Source organism: Lachnospiraceae bacterium GAM79 (assembly GCA_020735665.1).
Taxonomy (GTDB): Bacteria; Bacillota; Clostridia; order Lachnospirales; family Lachnospiraceae; genus Coprococcus.
In genome coordinates this window covers 589,296-606,596 of sequence record CP085928.1, presented here as the reverse complement: position 1 = coordinate 606,596, position 17,301 = coordinate 589,296, and the positions used below count along the sequence as shown (strand labels likewise).

Below are 17,301 nucleotides of genomic sequence, written 5' to 3'. Positions count from 1 at the left end.
CTTCACCCCTGTCTCTGTTCATAATAATCCCGGATCAACTGTCTGATATAAACCGCATTTTCATCGGACAGCTCCCGTTTCATCTTTCTGTTATAGAAATCCGCAAATGCCTCATCAGGTGCAAGATTCTTCACATCCTCAAGTGTCCGTTCCTGTTCCGGTCTGCTGCCATCTGCCATCTGGAATTCTACTGACATCAGGTTCTTATACACGGTCCGAAGTCTCGCCTGAACATCAATGATCGTTTCCTTATCCGTTAGCACAATTCTCGCATAATCTTCATTTGCTTCCCGGCTCATGGCTTCATCAAGTGTACCCGTAAAATTGTACCACGCATGAAGCTGGTGCAGGGGCAGTTCACGGATCGAAAGCTTTCCTTTTTCTCCAAGTTCTACCACTGTGACAGATTTCTGATCGTCGGCTTCCGACATAGAATAGATAACCGGTGTGCCACAGTACCGAATCTCCGGCTTTCCGATCTGCTGTGGAGAATGAAGATGTCCAAGTGCCACATAGTCAAATATATCAAATACAGTACGGTCAATATTATCCAGTCCACCGATCGATATTGTCTCCGAATCCGACCGCCGGTTCACTCCACTATTTGTTACGTTCTGATGGGCGATCAGTACATTCCTTTTCCCCGGATCAACTTGCATGGCTGCAACTGCCTGCTGCATGGCTTCTGTATATGTTAAGGCTGCTGACTCTTTCTCCGGTTCTTCTGTTAAATCCGATAATGTATTTTTTACGTTTGACGGCTTTACAAACGGCATCAGATAAAAATTCACATCTCCCCATTTATCCTGCATCGTCACCTTCATGGCTTCTCCACCATAGGTTCCTTTCATATATATATTCTGCTTTTTCATGATACTGCTGGCAAAATCCAGACGTTCTGCCGAATCATGATTGCCACTGATAATGAGGATGATCGTTCCGCTGTCTGCAAGTTCAGTCAGGAATTCATCAAATTCTGTTACTGCTTTTGCGGATGGAACTGCTTTGTCATAGATATCTCCTGCGATCATCACGGCATCCGGCTGTTCTTCTCTTACATATGCAAGGATCTGGTCAAACACATAGCGCTGGTCTTCCCACATCTCATATCCATTTACGATCTTGCCAATGTGCAGATCCGACAAATGAAACAGCTTCATCGTTGTTGTCTCCTTTCCCACGTTTCCCAGACGAAAGTTTCTATCCTTAGTAACTTATTACGCAAATCGCTCTCGCTCTGTTTTCATGCAGCGGTTCTAAGCTCCCACTTCGTGGATCGCTAAGTACCGGCATTCAAACAGGTTTGTTCCATAAGTTCTAAGGATAGAAACTTTCTGTCTTTGAAATGAATGTTGGTTTTTAAATAAGTTAAGTTTAGCATTATGAGGCAAGAGGGTCAACATTCTTCGAACTTTCGAAATCGCTTCACACATGCGCATTCCGGACTATCGTCCTTCATGCTTATGTGTCACCCTCCCTCTACCTGTAAAAATAATACGATTTCTCCGTTCTTCGAACTTTCGAAATCGCTTCTCACATGCGCATTCCGGACTATCGTCCTTCATGCTTATGTGTCACCCTCCCTCTACCTGTAAAAATAATACGATTTCTCCGTTCTTCGAACTTTCGAAATCGCTTCTCACATGCGCATTCCGGACTATCGTCCTTCATGCTTATGTGTCACCCTCCCTCTACCTGTAAAAATAATACGATTTCTCCGTTCTTCGAACTTTCGAAATCGCTTCTCACATGCGCATTCCGGACTATCGTCCTTCATGCTTATGTGTCACCCTCCCTCTACCTGTAAAAATAATACGATTTCTCCGTTCTTCGAACTTTCGAAATCGCTACACACATGCGCATTCCGGACTATCGTCCTTCATGCTTATGTGTGTTTATCCGTCAAATAAATAAGCAGCGTTGTCTGTACACAGACACGCTGCTTATTTGCTTGACGGATTTATTTTTACATCTTGAACATTTTCTTTTTCTTGAGGATTAGGGCTATGATTATGCAGATCAGGACAATGATACCACATACAATGTAGAAGCCGTATGGGGTTTCTGCGAGAGGCATCCACTTACCTGATACGTTCATTCCATAGATACCGGATATGATCGTCGGGATCGCCATTACGATGGTGATAGCCGCTAAGAACTTCATGATATTGTTCAGGCGGTTATTGATAATCGTCGTCATCAGTTCTCTTGTACCGCTTATGATATCTCGATAGATTCCGGTCATCTCGATAGCCTGTTTGTTCTCGACCATAACATCATCCAGAAGCTCCTGATCCTCCGGATACTGCTTGATACTGCTGTATCTTGCAAGCTTATCTAATACAACTCCGTTTGCACGAAGTGATGTTGCAAAGTATACAAGGTTAGATTCCAGTTCGTGAAGATCAATCAGATCCGCATCCTCTGTCTCATCCTGGATCCGTTGCTCGATCAGATTTCTTCTGCGATCCATAACTCGCAGATAATACTGATAGGTCATGCAGTTTCTATATAAAATCTGGTACATGAAGCGCATCCGTTTCTTTGTACTGAATTCCTTTACCTTTGACTCAATAAATGCATCCAGAACAGGCGTATCCTCCGCGCATACCGTGATCAGAATGTCCTTTACGAGGATAATACCCAAAGGAATAGTTGTATATGCTTCGCGTTCATTTCTCATCTCGATCGACGGAATATCGACAAGGATCAGTGTATAACCATCTTCGACCTCCACACGGGAGCTCTCCTCATCATCCAATGCAGCTCTGACATCTGCCAGATCAATCTCAAAATCTTCTGCAATCAGTTTGGTCTCATCTACTGTAGGTTTCGTCATACAAACCCACATATTGTCTTCATATTCTGTTATCTCTGACAAAACCTTATGATCTGTTCTGTAGAACTTTATCATTCCAAACTACCCACTTTCATATATGGTTTCTTCCATATGAGGATTTCTAACCGAATTTATATTAACACAAAAGCCCACCATGTTCAATCTCAAACCTTATTTTTTACATTCTGTCTGCCGCAGCAAATAGAAAACTGCTCCAAAAGAAACGGTTGTTTTTCCTTTCTGAGATGTATATAATGATGGCATTGAGATTTTATGAAATGAGGTTTTTCTATGGATGCCTATACAAGCTTCGCGCAGGTATACGATGAGCTGATGGATAACATTCCTTATGACGAATGGATATCTTATATCACCAGCCTGCTCCATGAATACAATATCACCGAAGGTCTGGTTGCCGAGCTTGGTTGCGGAACGGGAACGATCACGGAAGGACTTGCAGCCGCAGGCTATGATATGATCGGAATTGATGTGTCTTCCGATATGTTGGAGATTGCAAATGAAAAAAAGATTGCGAATGGTTTCTCATCCATTATGTATCTCCAACAGGATATGTGTTCCTTTGAATTATATGGAACAGTAAATGCCATTGTATGCGTCTGTGACAGCATCAACTATCTGTCAAATACAGATCAGATCACTACCGTTTTTTCTCTTGCAAATAATTATCTGGAAGCAGGGGGTATCTTTATCTGTGATTTTAAGACCAAACACTATTTCCGGGATGTCGTTGCAGATTCAGTGATTGCTGAGGATCGGGATGATGTCAGCTTCATTTGGGATAATTATTATGATGAGGAACAAAATGTCAACGAGCTTGCACTCAGCCTGTTTCTGAAAGAGGAGAACGACCTGTACCGAAAAACGCAGGAATTCCATTACCAGATCGGACTGACCTGTGAGGACATGATTCGTTGTGTAGAACAGGCAGGTATGGAGCTTCTTGCCATGTATGATGCATTTACGCACACGCCAGCAACCGATGACAGTGAACGTGTCTATGTGATAGCCAGAGAAAAACATCACGAAGGCAAATTATATATCTGATCTCCTGCCCGTAGTGATTTTAGTCATCAATTTTTTATTAAGCACTACTTTTATAAGTACAAGCATTATTTTGTTATTAATCAGCACTTTATAAATGCAGGTATTATTTTTAAAAAGGCACCTTAAAAGTGCAATATTTTACGTTATATATAGAAAGAACGAGGAATAACATATGAGTGATTATATTATCAGAGGTATGGCGGCAGATGGACAGGTTCGTTTCTTTGCCGGCACCACAAAGGAAATCGTTGAAACAGCAAGAAGTATTCACAATACCAGTCCGGTTGCTACCGCTGCCCTCGGTCGTCTGCTAACCGCAGGTGCATTGATGGGGGCTGCATGTAAGAATGACTCCGATCTGCTAACGCTCCAGATCCAGTGCAGCGGTCCAATCGGCGGACTAACAGTGACTGCTGATGCGCACTGCAATGTCAAAGGCTATGTCAACAATCCGGAGGTTATCCTGCATGCAAATGATAAGGGAAAACTGGATGTCGCTAAAGCTCTTGATATGGGCGTGCTCTCCGTGATCAAGGATATCGGTTTAAAAGAGCCTTATATCGGTCAGACCCAGCTTGTTTCAGGTGAGATTGCAGAAGACCTGACGTATTATTTTGCAACCTCAGAACAGATTCCAACTTCTGTAGCTTTAGGTGTTCTGATGGAGAAGAACAACACAGTAAAACAAGCCGGGGGCTTTATCATTCAGCTTATGCCATTTGCATCCGAGGAACTGATCTCTGATCTGGAAAAACGTCTGGGTGAATTCACATCCATTACCGCTCTCCTCGACCAGGGTATGGAACCGCTTGATATCGTGAAGCAGATCTTTGAAGGCTATAATGTAGAAGTTACCGATACCATTCCTACGAAGTGGCACTGCAACTGCAGTAAGGAACGTTTCTCACAGGCCGTTATCAGTCTCGGTAAAAAAGAGATCGCAAATCTGCTCGCAGACAATAAGCCGATCGAGGTAAACTGCCAGTTCTGCAACTCGTCTTACACCTTCTCACCGGAGGAACTGGAAAATATGTTACTTGGCAAATAAAACAGAAAACGCTGATCTGTTCCTATGTGAGTGAATATTACAAAAAGAGTTTATCGGTAATGTGAATATGCACACCTATTATTACGCAAGACGCTTGCACTCTATTTCAACGCAACGGTACTAAGTTCTTCGCCTATGGCGACTCACTAAGAACCGGCGTTAAAACAGGCTTGCTTCATAATAGTATACATGTTCACATCGCCGATAAACTCTTTTATAATTCACTTAATTCGTATAGAAACAGATCAGCGTTTTCTATATTCTTGAATTGTCTCTATTATTTATCACTTCTTATTATGGTAACGAGTGATGTCAGCAGCAAGAACATCGGATAAAAAAGCTTCGGCATGATCTGAAAAGCAGAAATGGAATCACCCAGTTCTCCTACCGCGGCAATTGCAACTAACATCTGCGCACCATATGGGATTATCCCTTGAAAGATACAGGAAAAGGTATCAAGCAAAGAGGCAGTCTTCTTCGGAGAGATTCCATATTCCTGTGCCATTTCTCCGGCAATCGGATTTGCCATAACGATTGCTACCGTATTGTTTGCAGTTGCAATATCCATTGTTCCGACTAGCAACCCCATTCCGAGCTGTCCGCCTTTCTTTCCTCGAAAGATCCTGTGTATCCAACTGAGAAGTGCATCGAAACCGCCATATTCCCGGATCAGTGCACATAACGCCGCTACTAATATTGCTACCATACAGGTTTCAAACATTCCGGAAACACCGGAGCCCATATTTGTCAGAAGATCAACAGGTGCAGTATGTCCCCACATCAGCATAATAAATGCTCCGGATACAATTCCCGTAAGTAATACGATAAATACATTCAGCCCTATAATTCCACCGATCAGCACCAGAACATACGGTATGATCTGCACCAGATTATAAGACTGGCTGACCTGACCCCGTATGTCGGTCTGAAATGAAAGTACAAGAATTAATATCAGCGTTATAACCGCTGCCGGAAACGCGATCCAGAAATTCTCCCGGAATTTGTCTTTCATCTCACATCCCTGTCCATTACATGCCGCAATCGTCGTATCTGAGATAAAAGAAAGATTATCCCCAAACATTGCTCCACCCATAACCGATGCAACACAAAATGCCATATCAAAGCCAGACGCTCTCGACACTGCTACAGCAATCGGTGTTAACAATGTGATCGTTCCAACCGAAGTGCCCATAGCAACTGATACAAAGCAGGCAACAACAAACAAAACCGCTACTGAAAATCTTGCCGGAATCAGTGTCAGCATAAAATATGCTACACTCTCTGCGCTGCTTCTTCCGACTACCCCGACAAATGAACCCGCTGCCAGGAAGATCAACAGCATCGTTATAATATTCTTATCCCCAACTCCCTGTGCCATAATCTCAAGCTTCTTATCAAATACCAATTCCCGGTTCTGGATACATGCGACCAGAATAGCTGCAAGAAATGCCACGATGATAGGCACATTATAAAAGCCCATCGGAATTTTCATCACATATTCAAATATAATCCCAAGTCCCAGATACAATACCAGAAATACACCGATCGGTAACAGTGCGATCGCTCTGCCCTTTTTCTCATTCATTTTAATACCTCTCCAAATCACTTATTTAGCAGGAACCGTTCCCGCCTGTCATACTTTCTAATAATAACATATTTTTGTACAGTTCGGCGCATTTTACCGAATATTTTGGTGTAATTTTCGGCTATCATTTCCATTGAAATGCTTTTTTTCGTATGCTAGAATGGTAAACGTTGTATTGTAAGTAATTTTAATATCATAAAGAAAGAGTGAAAAAAATGAAGATTACCAGAGATGATATCAGAAATGTTGCGATTATTGCCCATGTTGACCATGGCAAAACAACATTAGTGGATGAACTTTTGAAACAGAGTGGTGTATTCCGTGATAATCAGGAAGTTACCGAACGTGTCATGGACTCAAATGATATTGAACGTGAACGTGGTATCACGATTCTTTCCAAGAACACTGCCGTCCGTTATGGTAAGACAAAGATCAACATTATCGACACTCCGGGACATGCTGATTTCGGTGGTGAAGTAGAACGTGTCCTGAAGATGGTAAATGGTGTTATTCTTGTTGTTGATGCTTTCGAAGGTGCCATGCCACAGACCAAATTCGTTCTGAAGAAAGCATTGGAGCTGAACCTCAGTGTTATTGTATGTGTAAACAAATGTGACCGTCCTGAAGCTCGTCCTAAAGAGGTTGTAGATGAAGTTCTTGAGCTTCTAATCGAATTGGATGCAAATGACGATCAGCTTGACTGCCCATTTGTATTTGCATCAGCAAAGACAGGTGTTGCTTCTCTTGATCCAGATGAACCGGGTACAGATATGAAGCCACTGTTTGATACCATCGTTGATTATATTCCTGCTCCTACCGGTGATCCGGATGCAGGTACACAGGTTCTGATCAGCACGATCGACTACAATGAATATGTAGGCCGTATCGGTGTTGGCAAGGTTGACAACGGTAAGGTCGTTGTAAATGAGCCTGTTGTTATTGTAAATGAACATGACCCTGACAGAATGTTAAAGGTTAAGATCGGTAAGCTCTATGTTTACGAGGGTCTGAATAAAGTAGAAGTAAATGAAGCAGACATCGGATCGATCGTAGCCATCTCCGGTATTGCAGATGTTAATATCGGTGATACGATCTGTTCTCCTGAAAATCCGGACCCAATCCCATTCCAGAAAATTTCAGAGCCAACTATTTCCATGACATTCATGGTAAATGATTCTCCTTTCGCCGGTAAGGAAGGAAAGTTTGTAACCTCCAGACATTTACGTGACAGATTGTTCCGTGAATTAAATACAGATGTCAGTCTCCGTGTAGAAGAAACAGAGACAACAGAAGCTTTCAAGGTATCCGGTCGTGGTGAACTTCACTTATCCGTCCTGATCGAGAACATGAGACGTGAAGGATATGAATTTGCAGTCAGCAAAGCCGAAGTTATCTATAAGACAGACGAACGCGGTAAGAAGCTTGAACCATTTGAGATTGCATATATCGATGTTCCGGATGAATTTACCGGAACAGTTATTAATATGTTAAATTCCAGAAAGGGTGAGCTTCAGGGTATGGCTCCTACCGGAAACGGTACAACCAGACTGGAGTTCCTTGTACCTTCCCGTGGACTGATCGGTTTCCGTGGTGACTTCATGACCGCTACAAAGGGAAATGGTGTTATCAATACGATCTTTGATGAATATCTCCCATATAAGGGTGATATGAACTATCGTTCACAGGGTTCTCTGATCGCATATGAGACCGGTACTTCTATCACTTATGGTCTGTTCAATGCACAGGAAAGAGGTACACTGTTCATCGGACCAGGTGAACCTGTATATGCCGGAATGGTTATCGGTGAAAATGGACGTACCGATGATATCGAAGTAAATGTCTGCAAGAAGAAACAGTTGACCAACACCCGTTCTTCCGGTGCTGATGATGCATTAAAGCTGACACCTCCTAAGGTACTCAGTCTGGAGCAGGCACTTGACTTCATCGATACAGATGAGCTTCTTGAGATCACTCCTAAGAGCTTCCGTATCCGTAAGAAGATCCTTGATCCTACACTTCGTTTCCGTGCTAAGAGAGATGCCGGAAATAAATAAGCATTTATGTTATAATAATAAATATTACAGTAAGACCGCAGGCAGCCTGATCGCTACCTGCGGTCTTTATTTGTAGAATAACAAGAAAAGCCCTGTATTTTCATACAGAGCTTTTCTTATCAGATTTATTAATCCTCCCATGGGCGGATTCTGTATTTTGCACCGATCGAATCACAGATTCTCCGGCATTCTTCCTCTTCCTCTTTTGTAATCGTGGTATCTACAGTCGTCATAACTACATTTGTTACATACTTTGTAGAACTTCTTGCAAAGTCAAGCATCGCATCAAAGGATTTATCTCCAAACTTACTTCTGACCAGTTCATGATACCGATCTGCATTCGGCGTATTCAAGCTGATCGATACCGTGTCGATCAGGCCTTCCATCTCCGGTGTGATATCTCTGCCATTTACAAGATTTCCCAGCCCATTCGTATTCAAACGTATCGGCATATGATAAGTCTCCTTTACAAATGCCGCAACCTTCTTCAACACCTCAAAGGCTTCCGTCGGTTCTCCGAATCCACAGAACACAACCTCATTAAACCGGCTCATATCGAATTTTGCAAATTCAGCAATCACTTCTTCTGCTGATGGTTCTCGCTCTAACCACAGACTCTTTGATTCACCAACATGATCCATGTTCTGTCTGAGACAGAATGTACATGCACATGGGCATTTATTTGTCAGATTTACATACAGATTATTATGAACTTTATATAATATCTCCATACTATTCGCCTCCTGTTATCTGGCAAGCTTGTACAGACATTCCTCAAAACACACTCCATCGGTCAATGGAAGCTCCATCTCAACGGAACGTTTGATACATTCTTTGATAAATACACTTGCCTTCTTAACTGATTCTGTAAAATCTACATTATTTACGGCATCCGCCGCAAGAATCGCCGAAAAGACATCTCCGGTACCGGAGCGCGACTCTCCGATCTTCTTCGTCTTCACAACGGTTACTTTTCCATTTTCATAGCAGAAGTTAGCAAGGAAGCTTCCCCGCCTGATTCCTGTTATCACAACTTTTACCTGTCTGCTCTCTGACTGTGCTGCCAGCTTCTCCGCCATAGCTTTCAGTTCATCCATATGCCAGTCATCCTTATATGGTGTATCCGTCAGAACACATGCCTCTGTGGTATTTGGAGTAAGGATATCAGCAAACCGCACCAGCTTTTTCATCTGCTGGCACAGTTCGTCTGTATAGGTCGGATATGGTTTGCCATAGTCACCCATTACCGGATCCACGATCACCTTTGTCTCCGGTCTTTTAAAATCCGTAAGGAACCGTTCCACTATACTGATCTGTTCACTGGAACCCAGGAATCCGGTACAGACACCGGAAAACTGCAGATCCAGCTTCTTCCATTCATCGATATACCTCTGCATATGATCTGTAAAATCTTCATAATAGAAGCTGTCAAACCCCGTATGATTGGAAAAAATCGACGTCGGAACCGGACAGCACTGAACCTTCATTACAGAAATAATCGGCATTGCTACTGCTATGGAACAGCGTCCAAATCCTGAGTAATCATTTATAACTGCTATCTTTTTCTGGTTATTATGCGAACCCTGCATATCTTATGCACCTTTCTAACATAAAATCTTGGGTGTATATCAAAATAATCTTCTATCCGGTAATCTATACATAAATACCTGATTTTCTCTGTTACTGTCTTACCTTGATATGAACCTCACGGAGCTGCTGCTCTGTAACCTCACCAGGGGCGCCACACATCAGATCCTGTGCATTTCCGTTCATAGGGAACGGAATAATCTCACGAATATTTTCTTCATTACGAAGGAGCATGATCATACGATCAACACCGGGAGCCATACCGGCATGTGGTGGTGCACCGAACTGGAATGCATTGTAAAGTGCTCCAAACTTTGTCTTCAGATCTTCTTCTGTGTATCCTGCGATCTCAAATGCTTTTACCATGATCTGCATATCGTGATTTCTGACAGCACCGGATGAAAGCTCGATACCATTACATACGATATCATACTGGTATGCCAGAACATCTAACGGATTCTTCTCATTTAAAGCTTCCAGACCACCCTGTGGCATGGAGAACGGATTATGTGTAAAGATGATCTTCTTTGTTTCCTTATCGTACTCGTACATAGGGAAATCGTTAATATAGCAGAATCTGTATGCATTCTTCTCGATCATATCAAGTCTTGCACCGATCTCATTACGAAGCTGTCCTGCAAAGGAAGCTGCCAGTTCTTCTACATCGGCAATGAAGAAGATAGTATCACCTGCTTTCAGATTTGCAAGCTCTGCGATCTCACTCTTCATATCATCCGGAATGAACTTATCGATTGGTCCCTTGTATGTCATATCGTCCAGAACTTCCAGATATCCAAGACCTCCCATACCGATAGACTGAGCATACTTTAAGAGCTTCTCATGCTGTCCCTTTGACAGTTTCTTCGGTACATTGATCGCACGTACAGTCTTGCCATGGAATGGCTTAAATGTACATCTCTGGAAGAAATCTGTCAGATCGATGATACGAAGCGGATTACGAAGATCCGGCTTATCCGTACCGAATTCTAACATTGCCTGCTTATAGCTGATGATCGGATAAGGAGCCTGTGTTACAACAGAGCCTTCCGGTGCGAATTTCTCAAATGTTGCTGAGAGAACTTCCTCTCCTACTTTAAATACATCTTCCTGTGTTGCAAAGCTCATCTCAAAATCGAGCTGATAGAACTCACCCGGTGAACGGTCTGCTCTTGCATCCTCGTCACGGAAGCATGGTGCAATCTGGAAATATTTGTCAAATCCTGCAACCATCAGCAGCTGCTTGTACTGCTGTGGAGCCTGTGGCAGAGCATAGAACTTGCCTTTAAATTTTCTGGATGGAACAATATAGTCTCTTGCACCTTCCGGTGATGAAGCACACAGAATCGGTGTCTGGATCTCTAAGAATCCCATCTCTGTCATCTTCTGACGAAGGAAGCTGATCACCTGTGAACGGAAGATCATATTATCCTTTACTTTTTTATTTCTAAGATCCAGATATCTGTATTTGAGTCGGACATCTTCTCTTGTCTCCTTGGATGTCATGATCTCAAACGGAACCTGCTTGTATACTCTTCCAAGCACTTCTACGGAATGTGCCTCCAGTTCGATCGTTCCTGTCGGGATCTTTGGATTGTATGTCTCCTCATCTCTGTGCTCGATCACACCTGAGATGGATACACAATCCTCTTTTGTAAGTCCATCTAATAACGAAGTGTCTCTCATAACTACCTGAAGAACACCATACATATCTCTCAGGTCGATGAAGGATACACCACCATGATCACGGATGTTCTCGATCCATCCTGCCACCTTCAGCTCTGCGCCAACGTCGCCTTCGCTGATCTCATTTAAGGTTCTGTTACGATAAATGTTTGAAATGGTCATTTTCTGCATTATCTCCTTTGACTGATTTTTATATTTCACAGGTTGCATAAAAAAAGAACTATGCCTGCCCTGCATCCAGGACGAACATAATTCATATCCGCGGTACCACCTGATTTACTGTCTCTTATCTGACAGTCCCTTTCCTTGTTTCACGCACAATTGCGGCGCACCTACTACTGTGAGGTCCATTTCGCAGAACAACCATCTCGCATTTTCCGGTCATCTCTGCAAATGTCTTCTTCACGGGTTCAGCTTGCAGCTGTTAGAGTGTTATTCACGCTTATTCATTCTGCCGGATTCTCACCACCGCCGGCTCTCTGGGAGCGATAAAAAGCGCTACTTCTCTCCGTCTTCGCCTTTTCAATGTGTCAATTATATAGCAGGGAAAATGGCTTGTCAACGGACTTTTCTTAAAAATACAACCCCATTCATAAAAAAATACTTGCCACATAAAAACAATTATGCTAGTATTGCTTTAAACCGTTGAAGGAGAGTAAGTACATGATGCGACAAACATCCCAGAGAGCTGCCGCCGGTGGAAGGCAGTATGTTTTCCATGATGGAATGGACTCCCGAGGGCAAGCTGAACGATGTGGTACGATTCCTGTATATGCATTCTGTATGTAAGCCGGAGATGATACTCCGTTAAGAACGAGATATCTGTAATGTATGTATTTGCAGACAATGAGCGGGCGTATCTGATACGTCAAGCCGGGTGGCACCGCAGGAAACAGTTTCTAATGAACAATCTCCTGTCCCAGCATTTTTATACTGGGGCAGTTTTTTTATGTCTTAATATCTATCACAAATCCATGCAAAATTCTTTGCCCACAAGGATGATGATTTTGCAAAATGCATGACATTATAAAATTCCCCGGAACATATTTATATATCCCATCAAAGATAACCGGGATAACTTAAACTATTTATACAAATGAATCAAGCATTGGAGGGTTATGATTATGAAAAAAGATGCAAACATTCCGTACAAAATCTATTTAAGTGAAAACGAGATCCCAAAAGAGTGGTATAACGTACGTGCCGATATGAAGAACAAGCCGGCACCTCTGTTAAATCCGGGAACACTTCAGCCAATGACAGCCGATGATCTTCGTCCTGTATTCTGTGACGAACTGATCGCGCAGGAGCTGGATGACACCACCCCATACATCCCGATTCCACAGGAAATTCAGGACTTCTATAAAATGTACCGTCCTGCTCCACTGGTTCGTGCATACTGTCTGGAAGAAAAGCTGCAGACACCAGCTAAGATCTACTACAAATTTGAAGGAAACAACACAAGCGGCAGCCACAAATTAAACTCCGCTATCGCTCAGGCTTATTATGCTAAGCAGCAGGGGTTAAAGGGTGTTACAACCGAGACCGGTGCCGGTCAGTGGGGAACCGCCCTCTCTATGGCATGCTCCTACTTTGGCCTGGACTGTCAGGTATATATGGTTAAGGTTTCCTATGAACAGAAGCCATTCCGTCGTGAAGTTATGCGTACCTACGGTGCAACCGTAACTCCATCTCCTAGTACCACAACAGAGGTTGGCCGCAAGATCCTTGCTGAGCATCCTGGAACAACCGGAAGCCTTGGCTGTGCCATCTCAGAAGCTGTTGAAGCAGAGTCCAAGCAGGAAGGCTATCGTTATGTACTCGGAAGTGTACTGAATCAGGTATTACTTCACCAGACTGTTATCGGTCTTGAAACAAAAGCAGCACTTGACAAATATAACATCACACCGGATATCATCATCGGATGTGCCGGCGGCGGTTCAAACCTCGGTGGTCTGATCTCCCCATTTGCAGGCGAGGTTCTCCGTGGCGAGAAGAACTACCGGATCATCGCTGTAGAACCGGCATCCTGCCCAAGTCTGACAAGGGGTGTCTATGCCTATGATTTCTGTGATACCGGCAAGGTATGTCCACTGGCAAAGATGTACACCCTCGGAAGCGGATTCATTCCTTCACCAAACCATGCAGGCGGACTTCGTTATCACGGTATGAGCCCTGTTGTATCCCAGCTCTATCATGATGGCATCATCGAAGCCAGAAGTGTTGAACAGACAGCAGTATTTGAAGCAGCAACCCAATTTGCAAGAGTGGAAGGTATTCTTCCTGCTCCTGAAAGCAGCCACGCGATCCGTGTTGCTATCGACGAGGCACTGAAATGTAAAGAAACCGGGGAAGAAAAGACGATCGTCTTTGGTCTGACCGGAACCGGATATTTCGATATGGTTGCTTATGGCAAATATAACGATGGTGAGATGAGCGATTATATTCCTACCGACGACGATCTGAAGGCAGGTTTTGACGGAATCCCTCATTTCCCCGGAAATGAATTCTAAATCGGCCCTATAAAAAAAGGAAGCTGACAATACATATTATTACGCAAGACGCTTTCGCTCTATTTCTCATGTAGCGGTACTAAAGTTCTCCACTTCGTGGCTCACTAAGTACCGACATTCGAAAAGGCTTGCTCCATAATAGTATTGTCAGCTTCCTTTTCTAGTATCAACTTATAGGATATACTTCATGCTAATATCTTTTTCTCATTTTTATTCTGTTTTCTTCATCACCGCAACAGCTTCCGGACTTCGGTGTTGTAGGTATCCGGATCGTTGGCTTTGCGAATCTTTTTTAATATCTTCTGCTGGTCGGGAGCTTCAAAAAGACATTCCATAAACGACCACAACTCTTTCATCTTAAACATGACATTTCTCGCTCCAAGCCCTGCTTCCATATAACCGGCAAACAGTTCATCGTGGAATGCCAGAAGGATTCCTGCGTTATAGCAGCACCTCTGTTCTGCAATCTCCTGTGGAAGAAACGGATTTCCTATGATTCCACGTCCGATCATGATCTTATCAACCTGTGGATATCGTTCCTGAATATTTTTATAGCCGGCAGCATCGGTAATATCACCATTATAGCAAAGGACACTTTCTGTCTGCTCTCCATATCGTTCTACTGCCAGATCGAACATAGCAAGATCTACGCTGCCACCATAATAATCTTCTCTGGTTCTCGGATGAATGATCACTTCGGTAAATGGATATTTCATTAATACATCCAGAATATCCGGGAATTCATCTGCAAATTCCATTCCCAGTCTGGTCTTTACCGATATTTTGCAGATATCGGCTGCAAATATCTCCTCAAGGAAATGATCCAGCTTTACGGGATCTGCCAACATCCCTGAACCTTTTCCTTTTGAAACAACCGTACCGGAAGGACAGCCCATGTTTATATTGATCTCATCATATCCCATATCAGCTAAAGCTTTTGCCGCTTTTATAAAGCCTTCTGAATGATTCGTCAGAATCTGCGGGATCACCGTTATGCCCGTATTATGTTCAGGGCGAACATCCGCCAGCTCACGATGTCTGAACGGTTTCCCCTTTGCAGGAGCTATAAAAGGCGTAAAATACCGATCGATTCCTCCAAAATATTTCTGATATGCATTTCTGTATATATATCCGGTTATCCCCTCTAAAGGTGCCAGATAGAGCATCATAATTCTCCTTCCAATTATTAAAACATATGTCATCATGATAATCGCAGACACAGACTTCTTATACTTTTATGTCATCACAGCAGTCGCCAAACTCAGTACTCAAATATAGCCAGTGATATATGTTATCTGCATATTCTCACCGGCTATATTCTGACTTATATTTCTATTATACTGTTATTACTCTACGCTGTAGTTTGGAGCTTCCTTTGTGATATGAATATCATGTGGATGGCTCTCTTTTAATGATGCTGCTGAGATCTTAACAAACTCTGCTTTCTCATGTAATTCAGGAATGTTGTGAGCTCCACAGTATCCCATACCGGAACGAAGTCCGCCGATCAACTGGAATACAGTATCTTCAACAGAACCCTTGTATGCAACACGTCCTTCTACACCTTCCGGAACAAGCTTCTTTGCATTCTCCTGGAAGTATCTGTCCTTGCTTCCATTCTCCATAGCTGCGATAGAACCCATACCTCTGTATACCTTGTACTTACGTCCCTGATATAATTCGAAGTCACCAGGAGCTTCATCTGTACCTGCAAATAAGCTACCCATCATACATACATTTGCACCTGCTGCAATTGCCTTTGTGATATCTCCTGAGTACTTAATACCACCATCAGCGATAACAGGAATACCCGCATTCATAGCTGCATCATATGCTTCCATAATAGCTGTGATCTGTGGTACACCGATACCTGCAACAACACGGGTTGTACAGATAGAACCAGGTCCGATACCGATCTTAACTGCATCTACGCCCATATCGATCATTGCCTGTGTACCGGCCTTAGTAGCTACGTTACCGGCGATAACCTGAAGATCCGGATACTTCTCCTTTACCATCTTGAAAGTACGAAGTACGTTTGCTGAATGTCCATGTGCTGTATCAATAACGATCGCATCAACCTTTGCTGATACAAGTTCAGCAACACGATCCAGAATATTTGCTGTACATCCAACGGCTGCTGCACAGAGAAGTCTTCCCTGTGGATCCTTAGCAGAATGTGGATATTTGATCGTCTTCTCGATATCCTTAATTGTGATAAGTCCTTTTAATCTGAAATCATCGTCAACGATCGGAAGCTTTTCTTTGCGAGCCTTTGCAAGAATCTTCTTTGCTTCCGGTAATGTAATGCCTTCCTTTGCTGTGATCAGACCTTCTGAAGTCATTGACTCGCTGATCTTCTTGGAATAATCTTCTTCAAACATCAGATCACGGTTTGTAATGATACCGACTAATTTGCCATCCTCTGTGATAGGCACACCTGAAATTCTGAACTTTGCCATAAGTGCATTTGCATCGGCAAGTGTATGCTCAGGAGATAAATAAAATGGGTCAGAAATTACACCATTCTCAGAACGCTTAACCTTATCTACTTCCTCTGCCTGCTCCTCGATTGACATATTTTTGTGAATAACACCGATACCACCCTGACGAGCCATAGCGATAGCCATTCTGTGCTCTGTTACGGTATCCATACCGGCACTCATAAGAGGAATCTGAAGCTGTATTTTCTTTGTTAAGTTAGTTGTTAAATCCACGTCATTTGGAAGCACCTCAGAATATGCAGGTACTAATAATACGTCATCAAATGTAATTCCTTCGCCTATGATCTTACCCATTTTTTTCTCTCACTTTCTTTTTTTTATTTGTAAGTTGATATAACAGGAGCATTCAAACGAACGCTCCTGTTATATCCAAAATATATGATGCTATGCTATCAAATAACCTATTTAATGTCAAGATTATTT

At 42.9% G+C, this 17,301-nt stretch carries 12 protein-coding genes; 4 read left to right on the top strand and 8 right to left on the bottom strand.

What is annotated here, in order from left to right:
• Nucleotides 1-2: 2 nt before the first annotated feature.
• Both LK416_02685 and LK416_02680 read right to left on the bottom strand, forming a co-directional pair.
• The gene (locus LK416_02685) at nucleotides 3-1,160 is read right to left on the bottom strand and encodes an exonuclease SbcCD subunit D (protein UEA75107.1); all 1,158 of its coding nucleotides are present in this window, start codon (nucleotides 1,158-1,160) and stop codon (nucleotides 3-5) included.
• An 806-nt stretch (nucleotides 1,161-1,966) separates the two neighbouring features.
• A complete protein-coding gene (locus tag LK416_02680) occupies nucleotides 1,967-2,914 on the bottom strand; it encodes a magnesium transporter CorA family protein (protein UEA75106.1) in 948 nt (315 codons plus the stop codon).
• 216 nt (nucleotides 2,915-3,130) lie between these two features.
• On the opposite strand from LK416_02680, the gene LK416_02675 reads away from it, so the two are divergent.
• Together LK416_02675 and hslO are read left to right on the top strand one after the other, a co-directional pair.
• Entirely contained in the window at nucleotides 3,131-3,904 is a 774-nt protein-coding gene (locus tag LK416_02675) for a class I SAM-dependent methyltransferase (protein UEA75105.1), read from the top strand.
• Between the two features lie 172 nt (nucleotides 3,905-4,076).
• Nucleotides 4,077-4,952 (top strand): Hsp33 family molecular chaperone HslO, encoded by an 876-nt coding sequence (hslO, locus tag LK416_02670; GenBank protein ID UEA75104.1) that lies wholly within the window; start codon nucleotides 4,077-4,079, stop codon nucleotides 4,950-4,952.
• A 277-nt stretch (nucleotides 4,953-5,229) separates the two neighbouring features.
• Here the strand turns inward: hslO and LK416_02665 are convergent, their stop codons facing one another.
• Nucleotides 5,230-6,537, bottom strand: coding sequence for a Na+/H+ antiporter NhaC family protein (locus LK416_02665; protein UEA75103.1), 1,308 nt, complete (start codon nucleotides 6,535-6,537; stop codon nucleotides 5,230-5,232).
• A gap of 215 nt (nucleotides 6,538-6,752) precedes the next feature.
• Between LK416_02665 and typA the strand changes: the two genes are divergently transcribed.
• The gene (gene typA / locus LK416_02660) at nucleotides 6,753-8,591 is read left to right on the top strand and encodes a translational GTPase TypA (protein ID UEA75102.1); all 1,839 of its coding nucleotides are present in this window, start codon (nucleotides 6,753-6,755) and stop codon (nucleotides 8,589-8,591) included.
• A 128-nt stretch (nucleotides 8,592-8,719) separates the two neighbouring features.
• On the opposite strand, the gene LK416_02655 is transcribed toward typA, so the two are convergent.
• The 3 genes from LK416_02655 to aspS all read right to left on the bottom strand — a co-directional run bounded on the left by LK416_02655 (nucleotide 8,720) and on the right by aspS (nucleotide 12,023).
• Entirely contained in the window at nucleotides 8,720-9,322 is a 603-nt protein-coding gene (locus tag LK416_02655; GenBank protein UEA75101.1) for a TIGR04100 family radical SAM protein, read from the bottom strand.
• Between the two features lie 15 nt (nucleotides 9,323-9,337).
• Nucleotides 9,338-10,180, bottom strand: a complete 843-nt coding sequence (locus LK416_02650) for a pyridoxamine kinase (GenBank protein UEA75100.1) — start codon at nucleotides 10,178-10,180, stop codon at nucleotides 9,338-9,340.
• 91 nt (nucleotides 10,181-10,271) lie between these two features.
• Nucleotides 10,272-12,023 (bottom strand): aspartate--tRNA ligase, encoded by a 1,752-nt coding sequence (gene aspS, locus LK416_02645; GenBank protein ID UEA75099.1) that lies wholly within the window; start codon nucleotides 12,021-12,023, stop codon nucleotides 10,272-10,274.
• 962 nt (nucleotides 12,024-12,985) lie between these two features.
• Between aspS and LK416_02640 the strand changes: the two genes are divergently transcribed.
• Complete coding sequence (locus LK416_02640; GenBank protein UEA75098.1) at nucleotides 12,986-14,374, top strand: TrpB-like pyridoxal phosphate-dependent enzyme; 1,389 nt, start codon at nucleotides 12,986-12,988, stop codon at nucleotides 14,372-14,374.
• A 227-nt stretch (nucleotides 14,375-14,601) separates the two neighbouring features.
• On the opposite strand, the gene LK416_02635 is transcribed toward LK416_02640, so the two are convergent.
• Both LK416_02635 and guaB read right to left on the bottom strand, forming a co-directional pair.
• Nucleotides 14,602-15,543 (bottom strand): tRNA-dihydrouridine synthase family protein, encoded by a 942-nt coding sequence (locus LK416_02635; protein UEA75097.1) that lies wholly within the window; start codon nucleotides 15,541-15,543, stop codon nucleotides 14,602-14,604.
• A gap of 177 nt (nucleotides 15,544-15,720) precedes the next feature.
• The gene (guaB, locus tag LK416_02630) at nucleotides 15,721-17,172 is read right to left on the bottom strand and encodes an IMP dehydrogenase (protein UEA75096.1); all 1,452 of its coding nucleotides are present in this window, start codon (nucleotides 17,170-17,172) and stop codon (nucleotides 15,721-15,723) included.
• Nucleotides 17,173-17,301 lie beyond the last annotated feature (129 nt).

Excerpts from the sequence above, each read along its gene's own strand:
- LK416_02685 (UEA75107.1), bottom strand. The coding sequence starts at position 1,160 with ATGAAGCTGTTTCATTTGTCGGATCTGCACATTGGCAAGATCGTAAAT.
- LK416_02680 (UEA75106.1), bottom strand. The coding sequence starts at position 2,914 with ATGATAAAGTTCTACAGAACAGATCATAAGGTTTTGTCAGAGATAACA.
- LK416_02675 (UEA75105.1), top strand. The coding sequence starts at position 3,131 with ATGGATGCCTATACAAGCTTCGCGCAGGTATACGATGAGCTGATGGAT.
- hslO (UEA75104.1), top strand. The coding sequence starts at position 4,077 with ATGAGTGATTATATTATCAGAGGTATGGCGGCAGATGGACAGGTTCGT.
- LK416_02665 (UEA75103.1), bottom strand. The coding sequence starts at position 6,537 with ATGAATGAGAAAAAGGGCAGAGCGATCGCACTGTTACCGATCGGTGTA.
- typA (UEA75102.1), top strand. The coding sequence starts at position 6,753 with ATGAAGATTACCAGAGATGATATCAGAAATGTTGCGATTATTGCCCAT.
- LK416_02655 (UEA75101.1), bottom strand. The coding sequence starts at position 9,322 with ATGGAGATATTATATAAAGTTCATAATAATCTGTATGTAAATCTGACA.
- LK416_02650 (UEA75100.1), bottom strand. The coding sequence starts at position 10,180 with ATGCAGGGTTCGCATAATAACCAGAAAAAGATAGCAGTTATAAATGAT.
- aspS (UEA75099.1), bottom strand. The coding sequence starts at position 12,023 with ATGACCATTTCAAACATTTATCGTAACAGAACCTTAAATGAGATCAGC.
- LK416_02640 (UEA75098.1), top strand. The coding sequence starts at position 12,986 with ATGAAAAAAGATGCAAACATTCCGTACAAAATCTATTTAAGTGAAAAC.
- LK416_02635 (UEA75097.1), bottom strand. The coding sequence starts at position 15,543 with ATGATGCTCTATCTGGCACCTTTAGAGGGGATAACCGGATATATATAC.
- guaB (UEA75096.1), bottom strand. The coding sequence starts at position 17,172 with ATGGGTAAGATCATAGGCGAAGGAATTACATTTGATGACGTATTATTA.